Annotated in this window: 14 protein-coding genes; 5 read left to right on the top strand and 9 right to left on the bottom strand. The window is 66.7% G+C overall.

Annotation, left to right across the window (positions count from 1 at the left end; translation table 11 throughout):
• Nucleotides 1-132 precede the first annotated feature (132 nt).
• The 4 genes from FOZ76_RS17620 to FOZ76_RS17605 form a co-directional block, all read right to left on the bottom strand.
• Nucleotides 133-1,128 (bottom strand): Bug family tripartite tricarboxylate transporter substrate binding protein, encoded by a 996-nt coding sequence (locus tag FOZ76_RS17620; RefSeq protein WP_143949602.1) that lies wholly within the window; start codon nt 1,126-1,128, stop codon nt 133-135.
• Nucleotides 1,129-1,214: 86 nt separating this feature from the next.
• Nucleotides 1,215-2,078: an amidohydrolase family protein gene (locus FOZ76_RS17615; RefSeq protein ID WP_143949601.1), complete on the bottom strand. Its 864-nt coding sequence runs from the start codon at nt 2,076-2,078 to the stop codon at nt 1,215-1,217.
• A 4-nt stretch (nt 2,079-2,082) separates the two neighbouring features.
• Nucleotides 2,083-4,215: an acetate--CoA ligase family protein gene (locus FOZ76_RS17610; RefSeq protein ID WP_143949600.1), complete on the bottom strand. Its 2,133-nt coding sequence runs from the start codon at nt 4,213-4,215 to the stop codon at nt 2,083-2,085.
• Nucleotides 4,212-5,015: an enoyl-CoA hydratase gene (locus FOZ76_RS17605; RefSeq protein WP_143949599.1), complete on the bottom strand. Its 804-nt coding sequence runs from the start codon at nt 5,013-5,015 to the stop codon at nt 4,212-4,214. Before FOZ76_RS17605 ends, FOZ76_RS17610 begins: the two co-directional genes overlap by 4 nt.
• A gap of 95 nt (nt 5,016-5,110) precedes the next feature.
• On the opposite strand from FOZ76_RS17605, the gene FOZ76_RS17600 reads away from it, so the two are divergent.
• Complete coding sequence (locus tag FOZ76_RS17600) at nt 5,111-5,893, top strand: IclR family transcriptional regulator (protein WP_143949598.1); 783 nt, start codon at nt 5,111-5,113, stop codon at nt 5,891-5,893.
• A 66-nt stretch (nt 5,894-5,959) separates the two neighbouring features.
• On the opposite strand, the gene FOZ76_RS17595 is transcribed toward FOZ76_RS17600, so the two are convergent.
• Nucleotides 5,960-6,826: a hypothetical protein gene (locus FOZ76_RS17595; protein WP_143949597.1), complete on the bottom strand. Its 867-nt coding sequence runs from the start codon at nt 6,824-6,826 to the stop codon at nt 5,960-5,962.
• A gap of 586 nt (nt 6,827-7,412) precedes the next feature.
• Between FOZ76_RS17595 and FOZ76_RS17590 the strand changes: the two genes are divergently transcribed.
• Together FOZ76_RS17590 and FOZ76_RS17585 are read left to right on the top strand one after the other, a co-directional pair.
• On the top strand, nt 7,413-8,399 hold the full coding sequence (locus FOZ76_RS17590) for a Bug family tripartite tricarboxylate transporter substrate binding protein (RefSeq protein ID WP_170235516.1): 987 nt from the start codon (nt 7,413-7,415) through the stop codon (nt 8,397-8,399).
• A 13-nt stretch (nt 8,400-8,412) separates the two neighbouring features.
• A complete protein-coding gene (locus tag FOZ76_RS17585; protein WP_143949595.1) occupies nt 8,413-9,522 on the top strand; it encodes an amidohydrolase family protein in 1,110 nt (369 codons plus the stop codon).
• Here the strand turns inward: FOZ76_RS17585 and FOZ76_RS17580 are convergent.
• The 3 genes from FOZ76_RS17580 to fahA form a co-directional block, all read right to left on the bottom strand.
• Nucleotides 9,519-10,175 carry a TetR/AcrR family transcriptional regulator gene (locus tag FOZ76_RS17580; RefSeq protein WP_143949594.1) on the bottom strand — a complete coding sequence of 219 codons (657 nt, stop codon included), beginning with the start codon at nt 10,173-10,175 and terminating at the stop codon, nt 9,519-9,521. The two genes, FOZ76_RS17585 and FOZ76_RS17580, sit on opposite strands and share 4 nt — an antisense overlap.
• Before the next feature lie 161 nt (nt 10,176-10,336).
• On the bottom strand, nt 10,337-10,870 hold the full coding sequence (locus tag FOZ76_RS17575; RefSeq protein ID WP_143949593.1) for a cupin domain-containing protein: 534 nt from the start codon (nt 10,868-10,870) through the stop codon (nt 10,337-10,339).
• Nucleotides 10,867-12,210 (bottom strand): fumarylacetoacetase, encoded by a 1,344-nt coding sequence (gene fahA / locus FOZ76_RS17570; RefSeq protein ID WP_143949592.1) that lies wholly within the window; start codon nt 12,208-12,210, stop codon nt 10,867-10,869. Before fahA ends, FOZ76_RS17575 begins: the two co-directional genes overlap by 4 nt.
• 89 nt (nt 12,211-12,299) lie before the next feature.
• On the opposite strand from fahA, the gene FOZ76_RS17565 reads away from it, so the two are divergent.
• Entirely contained in the window at nt 12,300-13,772 is a 1,473-nt protein-coding gene (locus tag FOZ76_RS17565) for an aldehyde dehydrogenase family protein (protein ID WP_143949591.1), read from the top strand.
• 107 nt (nt 13,773-13,879) lie between these two features.
• Here the strand turns inward: FOZ76_RS17565 and FOZ76_RS17560 are convergent, their stop codons facing one another.
• Nucleotides 13,880-15,487, bottom strand: coding sequence for an FAD-dependent oxidoreductase (locus FOZ76_RS17560; protein ID WP_143949590.1), 1,608 nt, complete (start codon nt 15,485-15,487; stop codon nt 13,880-13,882).
• 272 nt (nt 15,488-15,759) lie between these two features.
• Here FOZ76_RS17560 and FOZ76_RS17555 point away from each other — a divergent pair, with 272 nt between their 5' ends.
• On the top strand, nt 15,760-16,659 hold the full coding sequence (locus FOZ76_RS17555; RefSeq protein ID WP_143949589.1) for a LysR family transcriptional regulator: 900 nt from the start codon (nt 15,760-15,762) through the stop codon (nt 16,657-16,659).
• The last annotated feature ends 71 nt before the right edge of the window (nt 16,660-16,730 follow it).

The following is a 16,730-nucleotide window of genomic DNA, read 5'->3' as shown; positions in this document are numbered from 1 at the left end:
CGCGCGGCGACGCCGGTTCCGGCGATCCGAGTGCCAGACTCGAGATCGCCCTCAAAGCCGGCCCTGCTCGGCCAAAAACGTCAACTTCAGGTCGGGCAATCGGCGAGCGCCGTCGTTGCTGGTGGGAACCGCTCAATCCATCGTGAGCGTTGTTGTCTTGGCAAGCTCTGCATAAGCCTTCAGTTCGTTCGCAATAACGTTGCCGAAATCTTCGCTCGTCCCGAACTGGGGCGCGACTCCCTGCAAGCGCAGGCTGTCCTGGATCTCGGGCTTTGCCAGCAGGCTTTCGATGGTGTCTTCCAACTCGGCGACGATGGGCTGCGGTGTATGCGCGGGGGCCAGCAGGCCGAGCCAGTTGTCGCCAAGCACGCCCTCGACACCCTGTTCCTCGAACGTCGGGACATCGGGCAATAGTGGCGAGCGCTGGCTGCCGACGACCGCCAATGCACGCAGGCGGCCATCACGGATGGCGTGGCCGGCCGTGATGATGGAAGCCACCGCGATCGGGACCTGCTTGGACAGCACAGCCTGCATCACCTCGCTGGAGCCCTTGTACGGGATGTGATTGAGTTCAATACCCGAGGCGTGCTCGAGCATGGCTGCCGTCACGTGGGTCGTCGTCCCGATGCCTGGCGTCGCGTAGCTGATGGTTCCCGGGGACGCCTTTGCTGCCGCGATGAAATCCGCCAGGGACTTCCATTCGGAATCGGCGGGGACCACCAGCATGTTGGGCGATGTCCCGAGCGTCGCGATGGGCGCGAAGTCAGTCGCGGTGTCGTAGGGCATCTTCTTCTGTACGGACGGCAGGATGGTATGACTGCTGATGGCCATCAGCAGCGTGTAGCCATCGGGAGCGGCATTTACCACCGCCTGCGCGCCCAGCAAGCCTCCCGCGCCAGGCCGGTTGTCCACGATGAACGCTTGGTTGTGCTGTTGCTGCAGACTCGTCGCAAGCAGACGGGCAACGGTGTCGGTGGAGCCGCCCGGCGTATAGCCCACGACGACCTTCACAGGCCGCGCGGGATACGCCTCGTCGGCGGAGGCGACGACATGAGCGGCCGAGCTGGAAACGCCCGCTACGAGGATGAGGGCGCGAGCGATCACGCTGCGCAATGACGCCAGGTTCACTTAATGTCTCCAAGGGAGGTTTTGGTGTCGACGGGAAGAGGAAGCGCCAGGGCCGAACGCACCAGGGGCCTTAGCGTTAGCCGGCTCTAGGCCAGACCCAGGGCCCTGGCTGCGTTGTCATGCAGCCATTTGCGCTTCACGTCGTCGCTGATGGGCAGGCTGTCCAGATCATCCAGAGCCTGCTCCACAGGCATGAGCGGAAATGCGGAGCCGAAAATGATCCGGTCTTTGAGAATGGAGGTGCCGTATTGAAGAAGGGGCTCGTATCCGCTGTTCGCGGTTGCCAGGTACTTGGGGCGCACAGCCGCGAGCGCAATGAAGACGTTCTTATGGCGCCAGGCCACGGCGATGAGCTCCTGCACCCAGGGCCACCCGGGTGGCGCCGCAATGACGCGCAGTTCCGGGAAGTGCACCATCACATCATCCAGCAACTGAGGATGGCTGTTCCTGATGGGCGAGGACACGGAGAAATTGACGCCGCAATGCAGCACCACGGGGACATCGAGCTCGATGCACTTGGCGTACACCGGGTACATCCTGGGGTCGTTGATGGCCAGCTTCAGTTCGAAGCAGGGAAGATTGCATCCCCTCATGCCAAGATTCCTGACAGCGTGCTCGAGGTCTCGAATGGCTGCCATGCCCTTGTTCGGGTCGACCCCCGCATAGCCGATGAACCGCGGCCCGTGCCGCGTGCAGAACGCGGCGACGTCTTCGTTGGAGACCTTGAATCCGTATGTGCTCTCGAGATCGCGCCCTTTGAGGACGACGTGCTTGGCGCCCGTACGCTCATACGCATCCAGATACTGAGCCAACGCCGAAGCATCGGACTGCTCGCGAGCGGCGCTGACCGCTCCCTTGGTCGCCTGGTAGACGCGGTTGTAGTTGGCCATGTGGCTTCCCTTGTCCTGGAACTCGGGCGTCGGCGGCTTGCTGCTGAAATCGATATACATGCTGTTAGCTCAGTCTGACCACGCAATCCACGGCAAGAACACCACCCATGGCGGCGCCGGGCTGCACGATGACGGGATTGACTTCAATCTCGGAGATGTCGTCCTTGAGCTCCACGGCCATCTCGGACATGGATGCAAGAAGCTCGGCCACCGCATCCAGGTTGGCGGCGGGTGCCCCCCGGTACCCCGTCAGCAAGGGATAGCTCTTCAGTTCGGCCAGCAGCTCACCGGCCTCTTCCTTGGAAATGGGAAGCAGGCGCTGCGCCACGTCCGCGATCAGTTCTGCCTGCAGGCCGCCCGCGGCAACCGTGAGGACCGGCCCGAACAGAGGATCAACCGTGCAAGACACGAGCAGCTCGACGCCCCGGGCCGCCTGTTGCTGGACCAGTACGCCCTGGATATCGGCCGACGGCAGGCGAGCGGACACGCTTGCCATGATCTGCGCGTAGGCTTGCCTGACCTCTGCGCGATTTGCCAGGGAGAGCTTGACTCCGCCGACGTCGGATTTGTGCACGATATCGGGTGACAGCACCTTCAGAACGACCGGATAGCCGATGTCTTCGGCAAGTTGCTCCGCTTCGTCCGGATGCGTCGCCGCCGCTTCGGCAGGGACTGGGATGCCGTAGCGCGCGAGGATCTCCTTGCCCTCTTTTTCGTCGAGACTCGTGCGTCCGCCGGCTCGCGCCTGGTCGAGTACGCCCGCAACGCTCATGCGGCGCGCTGGTTGCGGCGACACGGGGCGTGGCCAATGCTTCCACGTCTCCTTCTGAACATTCCAGTGCGCCATGCTGGCGACAGCGCTCGCACCGCGGCCGGTGTCCCGGAAGACGGGAATGCCGGCCGCCTCCAGATCGCCCACGCGCCTGGTCTGCCCGGTCACCAGCACGCACAGGAGCTTGCTTGAGGCGCCCGCTGCTCTGACCATTTGCGGGGTCAATCCATCGATCAGGTTAGCCGTGGAGAAAAAGACGACGACGTCGAGTTCGTCCGTGCGGAGCATGGTTGCGAGAGCATCCTCGAAGCCGTCGGGAGAATTGACGACGTTGGCGGTGATGTCCACGGGGTTCACCACGGTGGCAATGGCGGGAAGATGCGGTCGCAGCGCGGCTTGCGCTGCGTCGGACAGCCGGGGCACGCTCAAGCCGGCGCCCACGAACTTGTCCGTGAGGATGGCTGCAAAAGCGCCCGATGTGGTGAGGATGCCGACCTTCAGGCCAGCCGTTCGGTGAGAGAACTGGGCCAGATAGGCGAGTTCGGCCAGTTGCTCCATATCGTCCGCACGCATCGCGCCCAATTGGCGAAGGGCAGCCTTGAAGACGCCATGGGAGCCGGCCATCCGCGCCGTGTGCGATGCCGCAGCCTCTGCGCCGGCAGGCGTCTCGCCGACCTTGTAGAGCACCGTCGGCAAATTCCGCTCACGCAGCTCGATCATCTTCTCGACGAAGCCGTCGGACCCGTCCAGCCCTTCGATATAGCCGGCCACGACCTTGGTCGACGGGTCGGCAGCAACGTACCCCACATATTCCGAGAATCCGACGCAGGCTTCGTTGCCTGTATTCAGGATGTAGTTCTCGCCCACGGACCGGGCGTGCAGACTGTTATGCACGGCGATGCAGGCGCCGCCGCTCTGTGCAACGACCGCAACGCCGCCCAGCACAGGGCGCGCGTCGAGCACCGCGCTCATGAAGGTGGCGTAACTCTTGTTGGCAACGTTGATCAACCCGATCCCGTTCGGGCCTGCGACCAGCAGCCCCGTTTTCCTGCATAGTTCCGCGATGTCTTCCTGGAGCCGGCGGCCTTCAACCGTCCCCGTTTCCGCGAATCCACCGGCAAAGACCACAGCAGCCTTGACCCCCTTGTCGACGCAGCTCGACAAGGCGCCCAGCACGTCCTTGGCAGCCAGCGCGACGATGGCCAGCTCCGGCGTATAGGGCACCGACGCCAGAGCGGGGTAGCAGGGAAATCCGAGCACCTCGGCGTATTTCGGATTGACGCCGCACACGTTTCCTTCGAAGCCGAACTCCCGGGCCAGATACAACGGCCGGCCGCCAATACGCGTGGCATCGTTCGAAGCGCCGATCACGACGAGCGACCGAGGCTTCACGAGCCCATCCAGGTTCCTGCGCTCCGTGCTCACCGCGGCATCTCCTTGGCTCGCTGGATGGTCGAGTCCAGACCCCGCTTGAGATGATCCTGGAACTCCTTGGTCACATGGGACAACTGGTGCGCGTCGAAGTGGGCGGTCAGCGCGGTCCGGAAGCCCTGCGCATCCCAGGTGCGGTTCAGGCTGCGCTTCACCAGACGCATGCCGAAAGGCGGCGCCAAGGCGATGGTCTTGGCCATTTCGAGCGTGGCGGCCTCGAGTTCATCGCGCGGGACGACCTTGTTGATCATCCCCATCGCCTCGGCTTGCGCCGCACCCAGCTTGCAACCGGTATAGAGCAGCTCCTTCGCCTTGCGCATGCTCATGATCCAGGGATGCACCAGCACCTCCAGGCTGGCGGTGCCCATCGAATGGGCTACCGGGTCCCAGAAGTAGGCGTCTTCCGAGCAGACGATGAGATCGCACATGTTGGCAATCATGAAGCCGCCCGCGATGCATGCGCCCTGTACTTGGGCGATCGTCGGCTTTTTCAGGTCGTGGAGGCGAAGGCAGTATTCGTAGAAGTGAACTTCTTCGTATTCCCAACGCTCTTCGACGGTGGGATTGGGTCGCTCAACCTTGGCTGACTTGAGGTCGTGGCCGGACGAAAAATGGGGCCCTGTCGCGCCAAGGATGACCACGCGTACGTCTGGCGCCCTTTCCGCAGCGAGCAGGGCGTGGTCGAGCTCGATGAGCAGATCTTTGCTCTGGGCATTGCGCAGTTGCGGGCGGTTCAGAGAGATGCGCCGCACGCCGTCCGCCGGATGCTCGACGAGAATGTGCTGGTAGTCCATTTCCTAAGTCCGTTATATGGACGTTGAGTGGCTTGAGCCGATAAGATACGGTTCATGATCGATCTCGAACAGTTTCTTTTTCAGGAGTCCATATAATGGACCACGCGGGTGAACCTACCGAGGCGAGCGCCGGCGCACAAAGCGTGGAGCGAGCAATGGAACTGCTGCGCCTGGTGGCCATGCATGGCCACACAGGGGCGCGGCTGCTCGATCTGGCAAGTCGGTCCGGCGTGGCTCGCCCGACGGTGCACCGAATTCTCAAGCGGCTGTGCGCCGAGCGCGCACTCGCACAGGAGCCTTCCACGAAGCGCTACTTCCTCGGGCCTCTGCTCTACGAGTTCGGCTTGGCGACGCCGAGCCCCGTGAAACGCATCGACCGCCTGCGCCCGGTCCTCAAGCGCCTGGCCGATGCGACCGACGACACCGCCTATCTCACGATGCGCAGCGGGGACGAGGTGGTATGTGTCGCCATCGAAGAGGGCGCCTTCCCCATCCGCGCACGCACCTTCGAACTCGGCGCTCGGCGGCCCTTGGGCATCGGCGCTGCAGGGCTTGCTCTTCTGGCCGCACTACCTCGTGCCGAGCTGAGCGAGGTCCTGGAACGCAACGAAGCCGCGTTGACCCGCTCAGGCCTCGACGGCTCGATCATCGAAAGACGTGCCGAGCAAGCCCGCGTCGATGGATACGCCGTAAGCAATGGGCTCATCACACCGGGCGTGACGGGCATCGGATTTGCCATTCCTTCTGCCGCTGGTTACCCCTATCTTGCGATCAGCATCGCCGCCATCAGTTCGCGCATGCAGGAGGACCGAATCGGAATGCTCGTAAAGCAATGCCGCCTGGCTGCCAGGCAGATAGGCGCGCTGGAGGCGTCGTGAGGCTCGGACGAGCGCCGTGGCCGGAACGCCCTACCGTCGAGGACGGCTCGTCCCCCAGGCTTGCGGTCAATACAATGGCCCTGCCCAGCAGCCGCTGCGCAGCGCCTCGGGCAGACGACTGGCATGCACGCGGGCGCTGTCTTCCCAGACCTGGACGCGCACGTCCAGACCGGCGTACACGCCGTAGCCTTCCCCGGCGCGGATCTCGCCTTCGGCACACAGGCTTTCGCCTGCGCGGATGGCGCCCGCGGCCAGCAGGTCGCCGCGGACCTTGATGCCCCAGCCGGCGCGTACGTGCCCGCCCCCTTGCAGCAGGTCGCCGGCCTCGATGCCCTGGCCGGCGCTGAGATCGCCGACGCACTCGATGCCGCCGCCGGCCTGCAGATTCTTCGCGCAATGCAGGCCGCCGCCCGCCCGCACCACCTGGCCGATGCGGGCATGACCGCGCACGGTCGCGGACTTCTCGCATTCAAGGTCCCACCCCACGCGCAGGTCCTCGCAGTCGAGCTCGCCGCCGACCTGGATGCTCCACGCGGCCTGCAGCCGCCCTTCGGCCTTGAGCGCGCCGCCGCAGATCAGCGCACCGTCGCACACCACGTCGCCGCCGGCGCCGAGGTTCTCGCCGACACGCACGCCGCCGCCGGCACGAATACCGCGGCCAGTCATCAGCACACCGTCGACGTCGATGCCGCGACGCACCTGCAATGTACCGGCAAAGACGAAGTCGCCGGCTTCCAGGGTGTCGAGCGCCAGCACCGCGTCGGTGGGACCGAACTGCTCCAGCAGCCAGCAGGCATCCTGGACGCGCCCGGCCTGCACCAGCGCGTCGAGCAGCTCCTGGTAGGTACTATCCTGCCGGGCGTTGCGGACGTACCAACGAAAACCGTCCGTGCAGGGTTGTTTGGCCTTGATGAAGGCCTTGGTGATGTCCATGCGAGTCCTTGCTCGCCCGCCGGCAGCGGTGCTGGGCGGGCGCGAGCGCGGCGCCGTTGCGTACGGACGCCACGAATCACGCGGGTGGATGCCCGGCGACCAGGGAATTGCGCTTGGGAAGAAGGAGAAGGTCGCCGGGCTCAATCATGTGCGGCAAGTACCGCAACCCGGCGAGCGCCTGCCGCCCGCCGGACGGCAGGCCTGACGGCGGCGGGACTGCACTTCTGCGGCGCACGCGCCGCCCTCCTCGAGGGAGGTGCGCTCTTGCGTGGCTGCAGAAGAGTCCAGTGGGAGTTCATGGGTGCGGATTGTAGGATCGTCGGCGGGGTTTGTACACCGCACGCGGTTGAGCGATGGCGCCGATACCATGCGCCATAGGCGGCCCGCCACGATGTCCCCGTCGTGCGGATCGGGCATTTGCAACGCCACATGGTCTTCGTCGTTGCCATGCCGCGGCCATGATCGTCGTAGGCTTCGTCCGAAAAGCGCAGATCGCGCGACAGCGCAGAACCGTACAAACCCCTATGTCGCTTCGACGCACTTGGAGTAAAAATCAAACAACCGTTCCAATTGGATGTTTTACACCATGCGCAGACTGCTACGCCCCCTCCTCTTCCTGTGCCTGCTCAGCACGGCGGCGCTCGCTGCTGCGCAGACCTCATGGCCTTCGCAGCCGATCCGCCTGGTGATGTCGGGCGCGCCCGGCACGCCTCCCGACGTCGTCGGGCGATTGTTTGCCTCGGCACTCGGCGATTCGCTGGGAACCCCGGTCGTGGTGGAGAACAAGACGGGCATCGGCTCGGTCATCGCGATGGCCGAAGTGCATCGGTCGCCCGCGGACGGCCACACGCTGCTCTATGCGGTGAACAACGTCTTCTCGGTCAACCCGCTCGTGTCGATGGGCACGCCGGATGCACGGCCGGACTTCGTGCGCCAGCCCCTGGACGCGTTCAAACCGGTGGGCACGACCTTGCAGCAGGGCCTGGTGCTGATCGCGACCAAGGGCTTTCCTGCAGAGGATTTCGCCGCGCTCGTAGCCCACGTGAAGGGCCATCCCGGCCAGGTCAACTACGGGTCATACGGCGCCGGCAGCCTGCCCCACCTGGCCATGGAGATGGTCGCCGAGCGCAACGGCCTCGACATGGCCCACATTCCCTACAAGGGCGGTGCGCTGACCGACCTCATCGCCGGCCATATCTCTCTGCTCATCGAGCCTGTGGGCACGGCGCTTCCCCATATCCAGGCGGGCGCCGTGAAGGCGCTTGCCTATACGGGCACGCAGCGGCATCGGTCACTGCCCGACGTGCCCACGCTCGGCGAGCTCGGGAGCGGCGAGCCGGTATTCGGCTGGCACGCGATCTGGGTACGTGCCGACACGCCGCCCGCCATCGCCGAGCGACTCGCCGCGGAGCTGCGCAAGGCGGCGGCGACGCCCCAGGTACAGCAGCGGCTGCAGGATCTCGGCTACGATCCGCTCACCAGCGAACCGGACGCCATCGTGAACCGCATGACGGCCGAAGCCGGAGGATGGGCCAAGCTCGTCCAGGACCGGAATATCAACCTCACCCAGTAGCGTCCGGCGCCACATGCCATTGATCGACTTCTGCTCCTGCGGTTGCGGCGGCGGGTTCCGTCGCCTCCTCCCGCGTCCGCGCCCGAACCAGAGCCGCGCCTACACCGTCGACGTACACGCGCATGTCATGGATCTCGCCGTCGAGCGGATGGTGGCGGACCACCCGCTGCGGGCCGAGGAGCGTGCGCAGACTGCGCGCTCCCTCGGCGCCGACTCGGCGGCATACAACGCACGCACACTGGCCCCCGCGGTCCTCGAGCCGCTGACCGATACCGGCCGCCGGCTCGCCGACATGGGTGAGATGGGTGTGGACATGCAACTGCTCAGCCCCGCGCCCGGGCAGTATTGCTACTGGGCCGACGAACCGCTGGCCCAGCGCATCGTCGAACAGCAGAACGGGGCGCTGGCAGCTCTCTGCAGCGAGCATCCGACGCGCTTCATGGCCCTGGGCAACATTGCGCTCCAGCATCCCGCGCTGGCCGTCTCGCAACTGCGGCGCGCGGTTGTCGAGCATGGGCTGGTGGGGGTGGAAGTTTCCTCCGCGATCGAGGGACGCGAGCTCAGCGACCCCAGCCATGAAAGCTTCTGGGCGGCGGCGAACGAACTCCAGTGCGTGGTGTTCATCCATCCGCTGGGCACATCGGCCTGGCCGCGCCTGGACTCGGCGTACCTGACCAATGCCGTCGGCCAGCCTTTCGAAACGACGGTCGCGCTATCGCGGCTGATCTTCGCGGGCGTGCTGGACAGGTATCCAGACGTGCGCATTCTCGCGGCGCATGGCGGCGGCTACCTGCCCAGCTATGTCGGCCGGACCGACCACGCCTACTGCGTGCGGCCCGATGCCCGCCGCGCCGGGCATCGCCCTTCCGACTATCTCAAGCGGCTCTGGTTCGATTCGGTGGTCCATGAGCCGCTGCAATTGCGGCATCTCATCGACACAGTCGGCGCGGACCGCATCGCCGTCGGTTCGGATTACCCGTACGACATGGGGATGTACGACATCCACGGCTTTCTTGCCGCGGTGCCGGGCATCACGGCCGCCGAGACGGCACAGCTCTGCCACGCGAACGCGCAGCGCCTGATCGGCCGGAACCTGCCTGTATCCCGCCAGCCGGTGGCCTAGCCGGGTGCGCGCATGGCGCCGCAGAGATATCGCACCAGGGCCTCGCCGAGCGCGACGGCATCCGCCGGATCGGCCGAGCCCGCCGAGAGCTTGACCAGCCGGTTTCCCTTCGACCGGTCGGTCATGGTCAGCACGACGGTGCTCACCATGAACATGTACCGCCAATAGAACTCGGCCGTCTCCACCTCCGGACAAGCCGCGGCGAGCGCGGCGATGTACTTCTTGGCCATCGGGTCGAAATGCTTGCGCATCAGCTTGGCCGTCATGTCGGTGGGCGACAGGCGATGCTGCAGGATCAGGTGCGCGAGCAAGGCGCCCTCGGTGCCGTCGGGCGCGAGGTAGGGGCGCACGAAGCTCATCACGACATCCTCCAGCACAGGCCTCGCCTTCTGTGCGGCCGCGGCGCCCATGATGCGTTCGAGCTCGTCGAGCCGGCGGCGGTTGACGCGCTTGGCGAGTTCTTCATAAACGGTCTGCGCCAACCCTTCCTTGCTGCCGAAGTGGTAGTTGACTGCGGCGAGATTGACGCCGGCATGCGCGGTCAGTTCCCGCAAGGAGACATTGTCGACGCCCTTGCTGGCAAAGAGAGAGAGCGCGGATTCGATGATGCGAAGCCTGGAGGCCCCGTCCGAACTGGCTGGTACCCTGGGCATCCTGCGGCCTTGTCGAGCAGTTTCCGAAGACGTGAAGCTGCCGGTTGCCCAACAGCCGTTGGAAACGATTGTACTGACGCTAGGCGCGGTTTGGCGAGCGTACGCGCGGAAAAAAAGCGCACGCCACCGCCGCGCGACGGCAACGCGGCGGCGTGTACGGGTCAGGAGGGGTCGACGAGGATGAAGGCGATCCTGGCCGGACGGCCGGAGCGATTGGCCCAGGCGTGCTGGGTGCCCCGCTGAATGAGGACGTCCCCCGCGTGCATCACGGTTTCGTCCGCCTCGAGAATCGCCGTGAGTTCGCCTTCCAGAACGATCGCATAGTCGACCGTGGGAGTCTGGTGCATGCCCGGATGGGCGGCGGCGTTCACCGTACCGTCGCGGTGGGCATCGGGAAACATGCTGCGGAAGGTCGCCTCGACAGCCGCACGTCGCGCCTGCTCATCCGCAGCCTCGGGCGGCACGTCGATCACCCGCAGGATTGTCCCGCCCGCAGGCGGCTGCACGCCCTGGTGGCCGGCGATGGCGTCGTCCGCGTCGAGCGCCGCGCCTCGCGCGGTACACCACAGGTTGGTGACCCGATAGCCGGGCCGTGCCTCGACGGTCCTTTCCGCAGGCGAGCGGCCGTCCTCGACGATGCAGGATCTGCCTTCCCGGTCGATGCCGGTGACGATACGCCGAATGAATGCTGTCATGATGTCCAGTCTCTCCAGGGGTGGGGTTGGTGGTGCGGCGGCACGACGCGGCCCCGAACGTCGCCCAGGCCAATGGGCACGTAGCCCGCCGCGCTGCAGGCCCCGGCGATCACCACCTCGTCGCCGTCTTCGAGCCACGTGCGGGTTTCGCCGCTGGGCAAGTGCAGCGATTCGCGGCCCAGCCGGTTGATTTCAAGCAGGCAGCCCAGCTCGCCGCGCCCGGGCCCTGACACCGTGCCGGTGCCCAGCACGTCCCCCGGCATCAGCGGGCAACCATTGCTCGTCAGGTGCGCCAGCATCTGCGCAATGGTCCAGTAGTGATCCTTGAAGCGCGGTGTGGCGATCGTCTGCGCAGGCAAGCCGCGCGCGCGCATCGCGGGGGTCCGGAGCGCTACCCGCAGGTCTACCGACAGCCCACCGGCGGCACGATCCTCGGGCGCGTCCAGGTAGGCAAGCAACCTCGGGGCGTCGCGATGCCTCGGCGCGGCGGGTACTCGGAACGGTGCGAGCGCGCACGCCGTCACCACCCAGGGCGAAGCACTCGTCAGGAAGCTCTTCGACAGAAGCGGCCCCAGCGGCTGCGACTCCCAGAGCTGGATATCCCGCGCCGACCAGTCGTTCAGCAGGCCGATGCCGAAGACATGGGCCCACGCGTCGGACAGCGGGACCGGCTGCCCCAGCGGCGTCGGGCCGCCCAGCCAGACCGCGAGTTCGCATTCGAAATCCAGCATCGCCGTCGGCGCGAAGGCCGGCTCGGTTCCGCCTTCCGGAAGCACTTGGCCGCTGGGCCGGATGACGTCGGTGTCGCTCACGCGGACCGTCGAGGCGCGCCCCTGGTAGGCCACCGGCAGATGGTGGAAGTTGGGCAGCAGCGGGTTGCCCGGCCGACGCAGTTCGCCCGCGTTGCGCGCGTGATGGATCGACGAAAAGAAGTCGGTGAAATTGCCGGGCTGCGCGGGGAGCGCGAACGTCAGGGACGACGGCTCATGCAGACAGGCCTGGACGGTCGAGCGGGCGTCCGCGCCCATCGAGAGCACGCCGGACAAGCGTCGCCGCAGTTCCCTGCGTGTGCCGGCCGGCAGCGCCATCAATCGGCGCAGGTCGCCCGGCTGCCCGCCCAGTGCGTCACCCACGCCAGAGCCCAGCAGCCCGGTTCGGTTCAACGCCTGCAGGTCAAGAACCGCCGCGCCGATCCCGACCCCCATCCTCGGCCGCCCCTCGAGCAGGAACGTGCAGAAGGGCAGATTCTGAATGGGAAATGCACCTCCGGGCTCGCTACCCTCCACCCAACTCGTCCTGGCTGGATCATGCGTGTCGTCGATGCCGAGCTGCTCGCTCATGATGCTCCTTGCGGTTGAAGCCCAGGGGGAACAATTCGATAATACAACAGTTCCAAACACATGTTTAACCCAAACCAAGGAGCAGGAAAATGATCGATAGTGCAAATGAGCCGGTGCGAGTCCGATGGTCGTCCGGATCGACAGCCGACCGGTTCACGGTGGAAGAAGCGGCGACGGGACGACAGATGGCGCTCGTCCAGGGGTGCGGCGAAGCCGAAGTCGATCGCGCCGTGCGCGTCGCCGATGCCGCGTTCCGCCAGGACTGGCGTCTGCGCACGGGAGCGGATCGCGCCCAGTTCCTGCGGCGCGCAGCGCAACGGCTGGCCGCACACAAGGAAGAGCTGGCACGACTGCTGTGCCGGGAGAACGGCAAACCGATGAAGGACGCGCTCCGGATGGATCTGACGAGCCTCGTGGCCTCGTTCGAGTTCTTCGCCGCGCTGGCCGAGCGGCCCGGCGGCGAGTTCGTCGACTATGGCAATCTCTACACGGCGACGGTGCGCGAACCCTTCGGCGTGGTCGCCGCGATCCTTCCCTTCAATTGGCCTCCGATCCATGCCGGCGCCAAGATCGCGCCGGCGCTCGCAGCCGGCAACACGGTCGTGCTGAAACCGGGCGAACAGGCGCCGCTGACCGCGATCCGCATCGTCGAACTGCTCAACGACGTCCTGCCCGATGACGTGCTGCACGTCGTTCCAGGCGCGGGGCCCGCCGCGGGCATCGCCTTGACGCACCATCCGCTGGTGCGAAAGATCTCCTTCACGGGCTCGCCCGGCGCCGGCGCGCAGGTGCTCGCCGCAGCAGCCGGACGCCACGTACCCGTCCTGCTCGAACTGGGCGGCAAGAACCCCGTCGTGATATTCGAAGACGCCGACCTGGAGCAGGCGGCCGCCGACTGCGCCGAAGCCGCTTTCTTCAACAAGGGGGAAGCGTGCACGGCGGCCTCCCGCATCCTCGTGCACGAAACCTGCATGGCGCGCTTCGTGGACAGACTCTGCTCGCACGTGCGCGGCCTGCGGGTCGGCGACGGCCTGCACGCCGAGACGGAGGTCGGCCCGCTGGTCAGCCGGCCTCAGCAACAGAAAGTGCTAGCTCACATCCGGCAGGCCGTCGCCGAGGGCGCGGCGATCGCTGCCCAGGCGGACCTGCCCACCGATCCGGCCCTCGCGGACGGGTTCTTCGTGGCGCCGACCGTGCTGACCGGCGTCACGCCTCACATGGCGGCTTTCACTGAAGAGATCTTCGGGCCGGTCGTGTGCGTGACGCCCTTCGGCGACGAACACGAGGCCGTGGCGCTTGCCAACGGCACCGAGTTCGGCCTGGTGGCCGCCGTCTACACGGCCGATGCCGGCAGAGGCCTGCGCGTGTCCCGGCAGATCGAGGCCGGCATCGTGTTCCTGAACAACTATCGCAGAGGCATGATGGGCACGCCTTTCGGCGGCACGAAGGCGAGCGGCTACGGGCGGGAGCACTGCGCAGCGACCTTGCACGAGTACAGCTATGTGAAAGCGCTGCGTATTCCCTCCGGGCGCGGCGAGATTCCGGGGTGGTTCCGCGCCTAGCTCCCTGGCGGGACCGTACGCCGGCACCGTTGTGCATCGACCTGGACCGCCGGCTGCGGGCCTTGCCTCAGGACAACGCCCCGACCTGCCGCGCCGCCGCTGGCTGCTCAGTTCAGCCCGGCCGCAGCCTGCAGAACCGTGCACGCCTCGCCGGCCGCAGCCTCGTCCCCCGCCCACGCCACGAACTGGTCGGGCCGCACCAGCACCAGTTGCGCCTCGTACCGCTCGCGCGCCTGGCCACCGCGGTCCTCGACCACCGTCATGGGCAGGCCCAGCGTGCGCGCGGCATCGGACCATGCCGCCACGGCCTCGGCCGGCGCATCCAGTGCCAGCAAGGTGTAGCCGTCGCCGAACGCTTCGTACACGCTGCGTCCATCGGCCAGCGTGGCCGGGGCGAGGTGATGGCCGGGTCGTGCGGGAAAGGCGTGCTTGCCGACCGCGCTGCCGCCCTGGGCGCCGGCCGGCGAACCGACGACCACGCCCGAACCTTCGTAATGCGGTTCGAAGGCATGCACTTCGCCCACCGCGCCCTGGCTGCGCGCGTTCCACGCGGCCTCGAAGGCGGCGCGATCGCGTGCGGGGTCGTAAGTGTGCAGAAACTCCCGATCGGTCTCGATCGAGCGGGCGATGAAGTCGCGCGCGGTCGACTCGAATACCGGACGTCGTTCCTGGTCGTAGGAGTCGAGCAGCGCTTCGCCGCCCCAGCCCTGCAGCGCGGCGGCGAGTTTCCAGCCGAGGTTGCGCGCGTCCTCGAAGCCGGTGTTCACGCCGTAGCCGCCGTACGGCGGGTGGCTGTGCGCGGCGTCGCCGGCGACGAAGATGCGGCCGGCGCGGTAGTTGCGCGCAACGGCAAAGCGCAAGTCCCAGAAGCCGATGTGCTGGAACTCGACGTCGAACTCGGCGCCGACGGCCTGCTGCAGGTAGGTGGTGAAGTTGAAGTTCTCCCGCGTGGTGCCGACCGGCACGGGGGCGTGGAAGAACCAGGTGCTGCCCAGGTCCACGCGGCCGAAGAACTTCCAGTAGCCGTCCAGCTCGGGCTGCAGCACGTTGTAGTAGGACTTGCCCGGAAAGCGCGCGAGCAGTTCGTGCAAACGGTGCGAACGGAACACGACCAGGGCCATCAGGCGGTCGTGATCGGAGAGGTTCTGGGCGATGCCGGCCTGTTCGCGCACCAGCGAGCGGCTGCCGTCGCAGCCCACGACGTAGCGGGCGCGCAAGGTGCGTTGCGCACCGCCGTTGCGTTCGGCCACGGTCACGGTGCAGCCTTCGGCGTCCTGGCCCACCTGTTCGGCCTGCCAGCCGTACAGGGTCTGCACGCTCGGCAGTTGCGCCAGGCGGGCGCGCAGCACGGCCTCGGTGGCGTACTGGGGCAGTCGCTCGTTGCGCTGGAAATAGAAGGGCTGCACCAGATCGCGCTGCAGCCAGTCGTAGCTGTAGCCGCCCAGCAGGGTGCCGTAGGCGGTCAGGCCGCCGATGCCGTACTCGGGCGGGATGGTGCGCGCGGCGCGCAGTTGCGGCTCGGCACCCCAGAAGTGGAAATGCTCCATGGTGCGCTGGGTCAGGTTCTGGCCTTTGGGTATCGGCTGCGGCTCCGGGTAGCGCTCCACCAGCACGCAGCGCACGCCGCGCTGCCCCAGCTCGATCGCCAGGCCCACGCCCACCGGGCCGCCGCCGACGATCACCACGTCCGCATCCATCGTCATCTGTTCTGCCATGTCTTCACCTGTGCAATCGTGTTCCAGAACGTGCCGCTAGCCGCGCAGCACCGGATGCATCGCATTAGGCCTTGACAGGATGAATTAGAGAAGTTTAGGTATCACATGGATTCATAAAGGAATGAAATGAGACCCATCCCCTACGCGCTGACGCGTGCCCCCTCGAGGAGGCGACACTGGCGGACCGGCAGAGCCGGGTCGGCTGTGCCCTGGATCGCACCCCCGCGGTCTCATGCGTCGCGGGGCACGCCAGCCGCGATGGAGCAACGCAAATGAACTTGTCGATGCGGCAGATCCGTGCATTCCTGTACGTCGCGCAGGCGGGCAACTTTACGCGGGCGGCCGAGCGGGCGCACATGACACAGGCGGGCTTGAGCATTCTGGTGCGCGAGGTGGAGCGGCAACTGGGCGCGCGCCTGTTCGACCGCACCACGCGCGCGGTCCAGCTCACCGACGCCGGGCGGCGCTTCGCGGTGGTTGCCGAGGGCGTGCTGCGCCAGCTCGACGACGCCGGCGCCGAGGTGGGCGAACTCGGCCGCGCGGCGCGCGAGCAACTGCGCGTGGCCGCCACGCCGCTGGTCTCGGCCCACCTGCTGCCCCAGTTGCTCGCGCGATTCCGCCAGTCGCATCCCCACCTGCGCATCCAGTTGCTCGACGGCAGCCTGCCCGCGGTGCAGGAGATGGTCGAGTCGGGCAGCGCCGACCTCGGCATGGGCTTCTTCTTCAAGGTGGCCTCGGGTCTGGTGCGCCGGCGCATCGCCGAGTTTCCCCTGATGCGCGTCGCCCCGGCCCAGGACATGCCGACCCGGCTCGGCCGCGCGAGCTGGAATTCGCTGCGCGGCGCCACCCTCATCAGCCTGCCCACCGACAACCCGATCCAGCGGGCCATCGATGCTCACCTGCACAAGGTCGCGATCACCCCCGGCGAGGTGGTGCCGGTGAGCTTTCTCGCCACCATGATTTCCATGGTCGAGGCCGGCTTCGGCGAGGCGGTCGTGCCCACCTTCGCGGTCTCGGCCTGCCGGCGCCACCGCGTGCGCATGGACGTGCTGGGTCCGCCGCGGCTGCCGCTGGGCTTCTACCGCATCTCCCGGCGCGGCGCGATCGAGACGGATGAGATGCGCGCCTTCGACGCCGCGCTGGCGGAACATCTGCCGTCGATGTCGTCCTGACCGGCCGTCTCGACCGACGTGCATCCCGGCTATCCATATGCAGTTCTTATCAATCCATGTGATTTCTGAAT

Source organism: Verticiella sediminum, from assembly GCF_007558815.1.
Taxonomy (GTDB): domain Bacteria; phylum Pseudomonadota; class Gammaproteobacteria; order Burkholderiales; family Burkholderiaceae_B; genus Verticiella; species Verticiella sediminum.
Note: the sequence above shows the minus strand (reverse complement) of the source record. Positions and strands in the feature narration are given on the sequence as shown.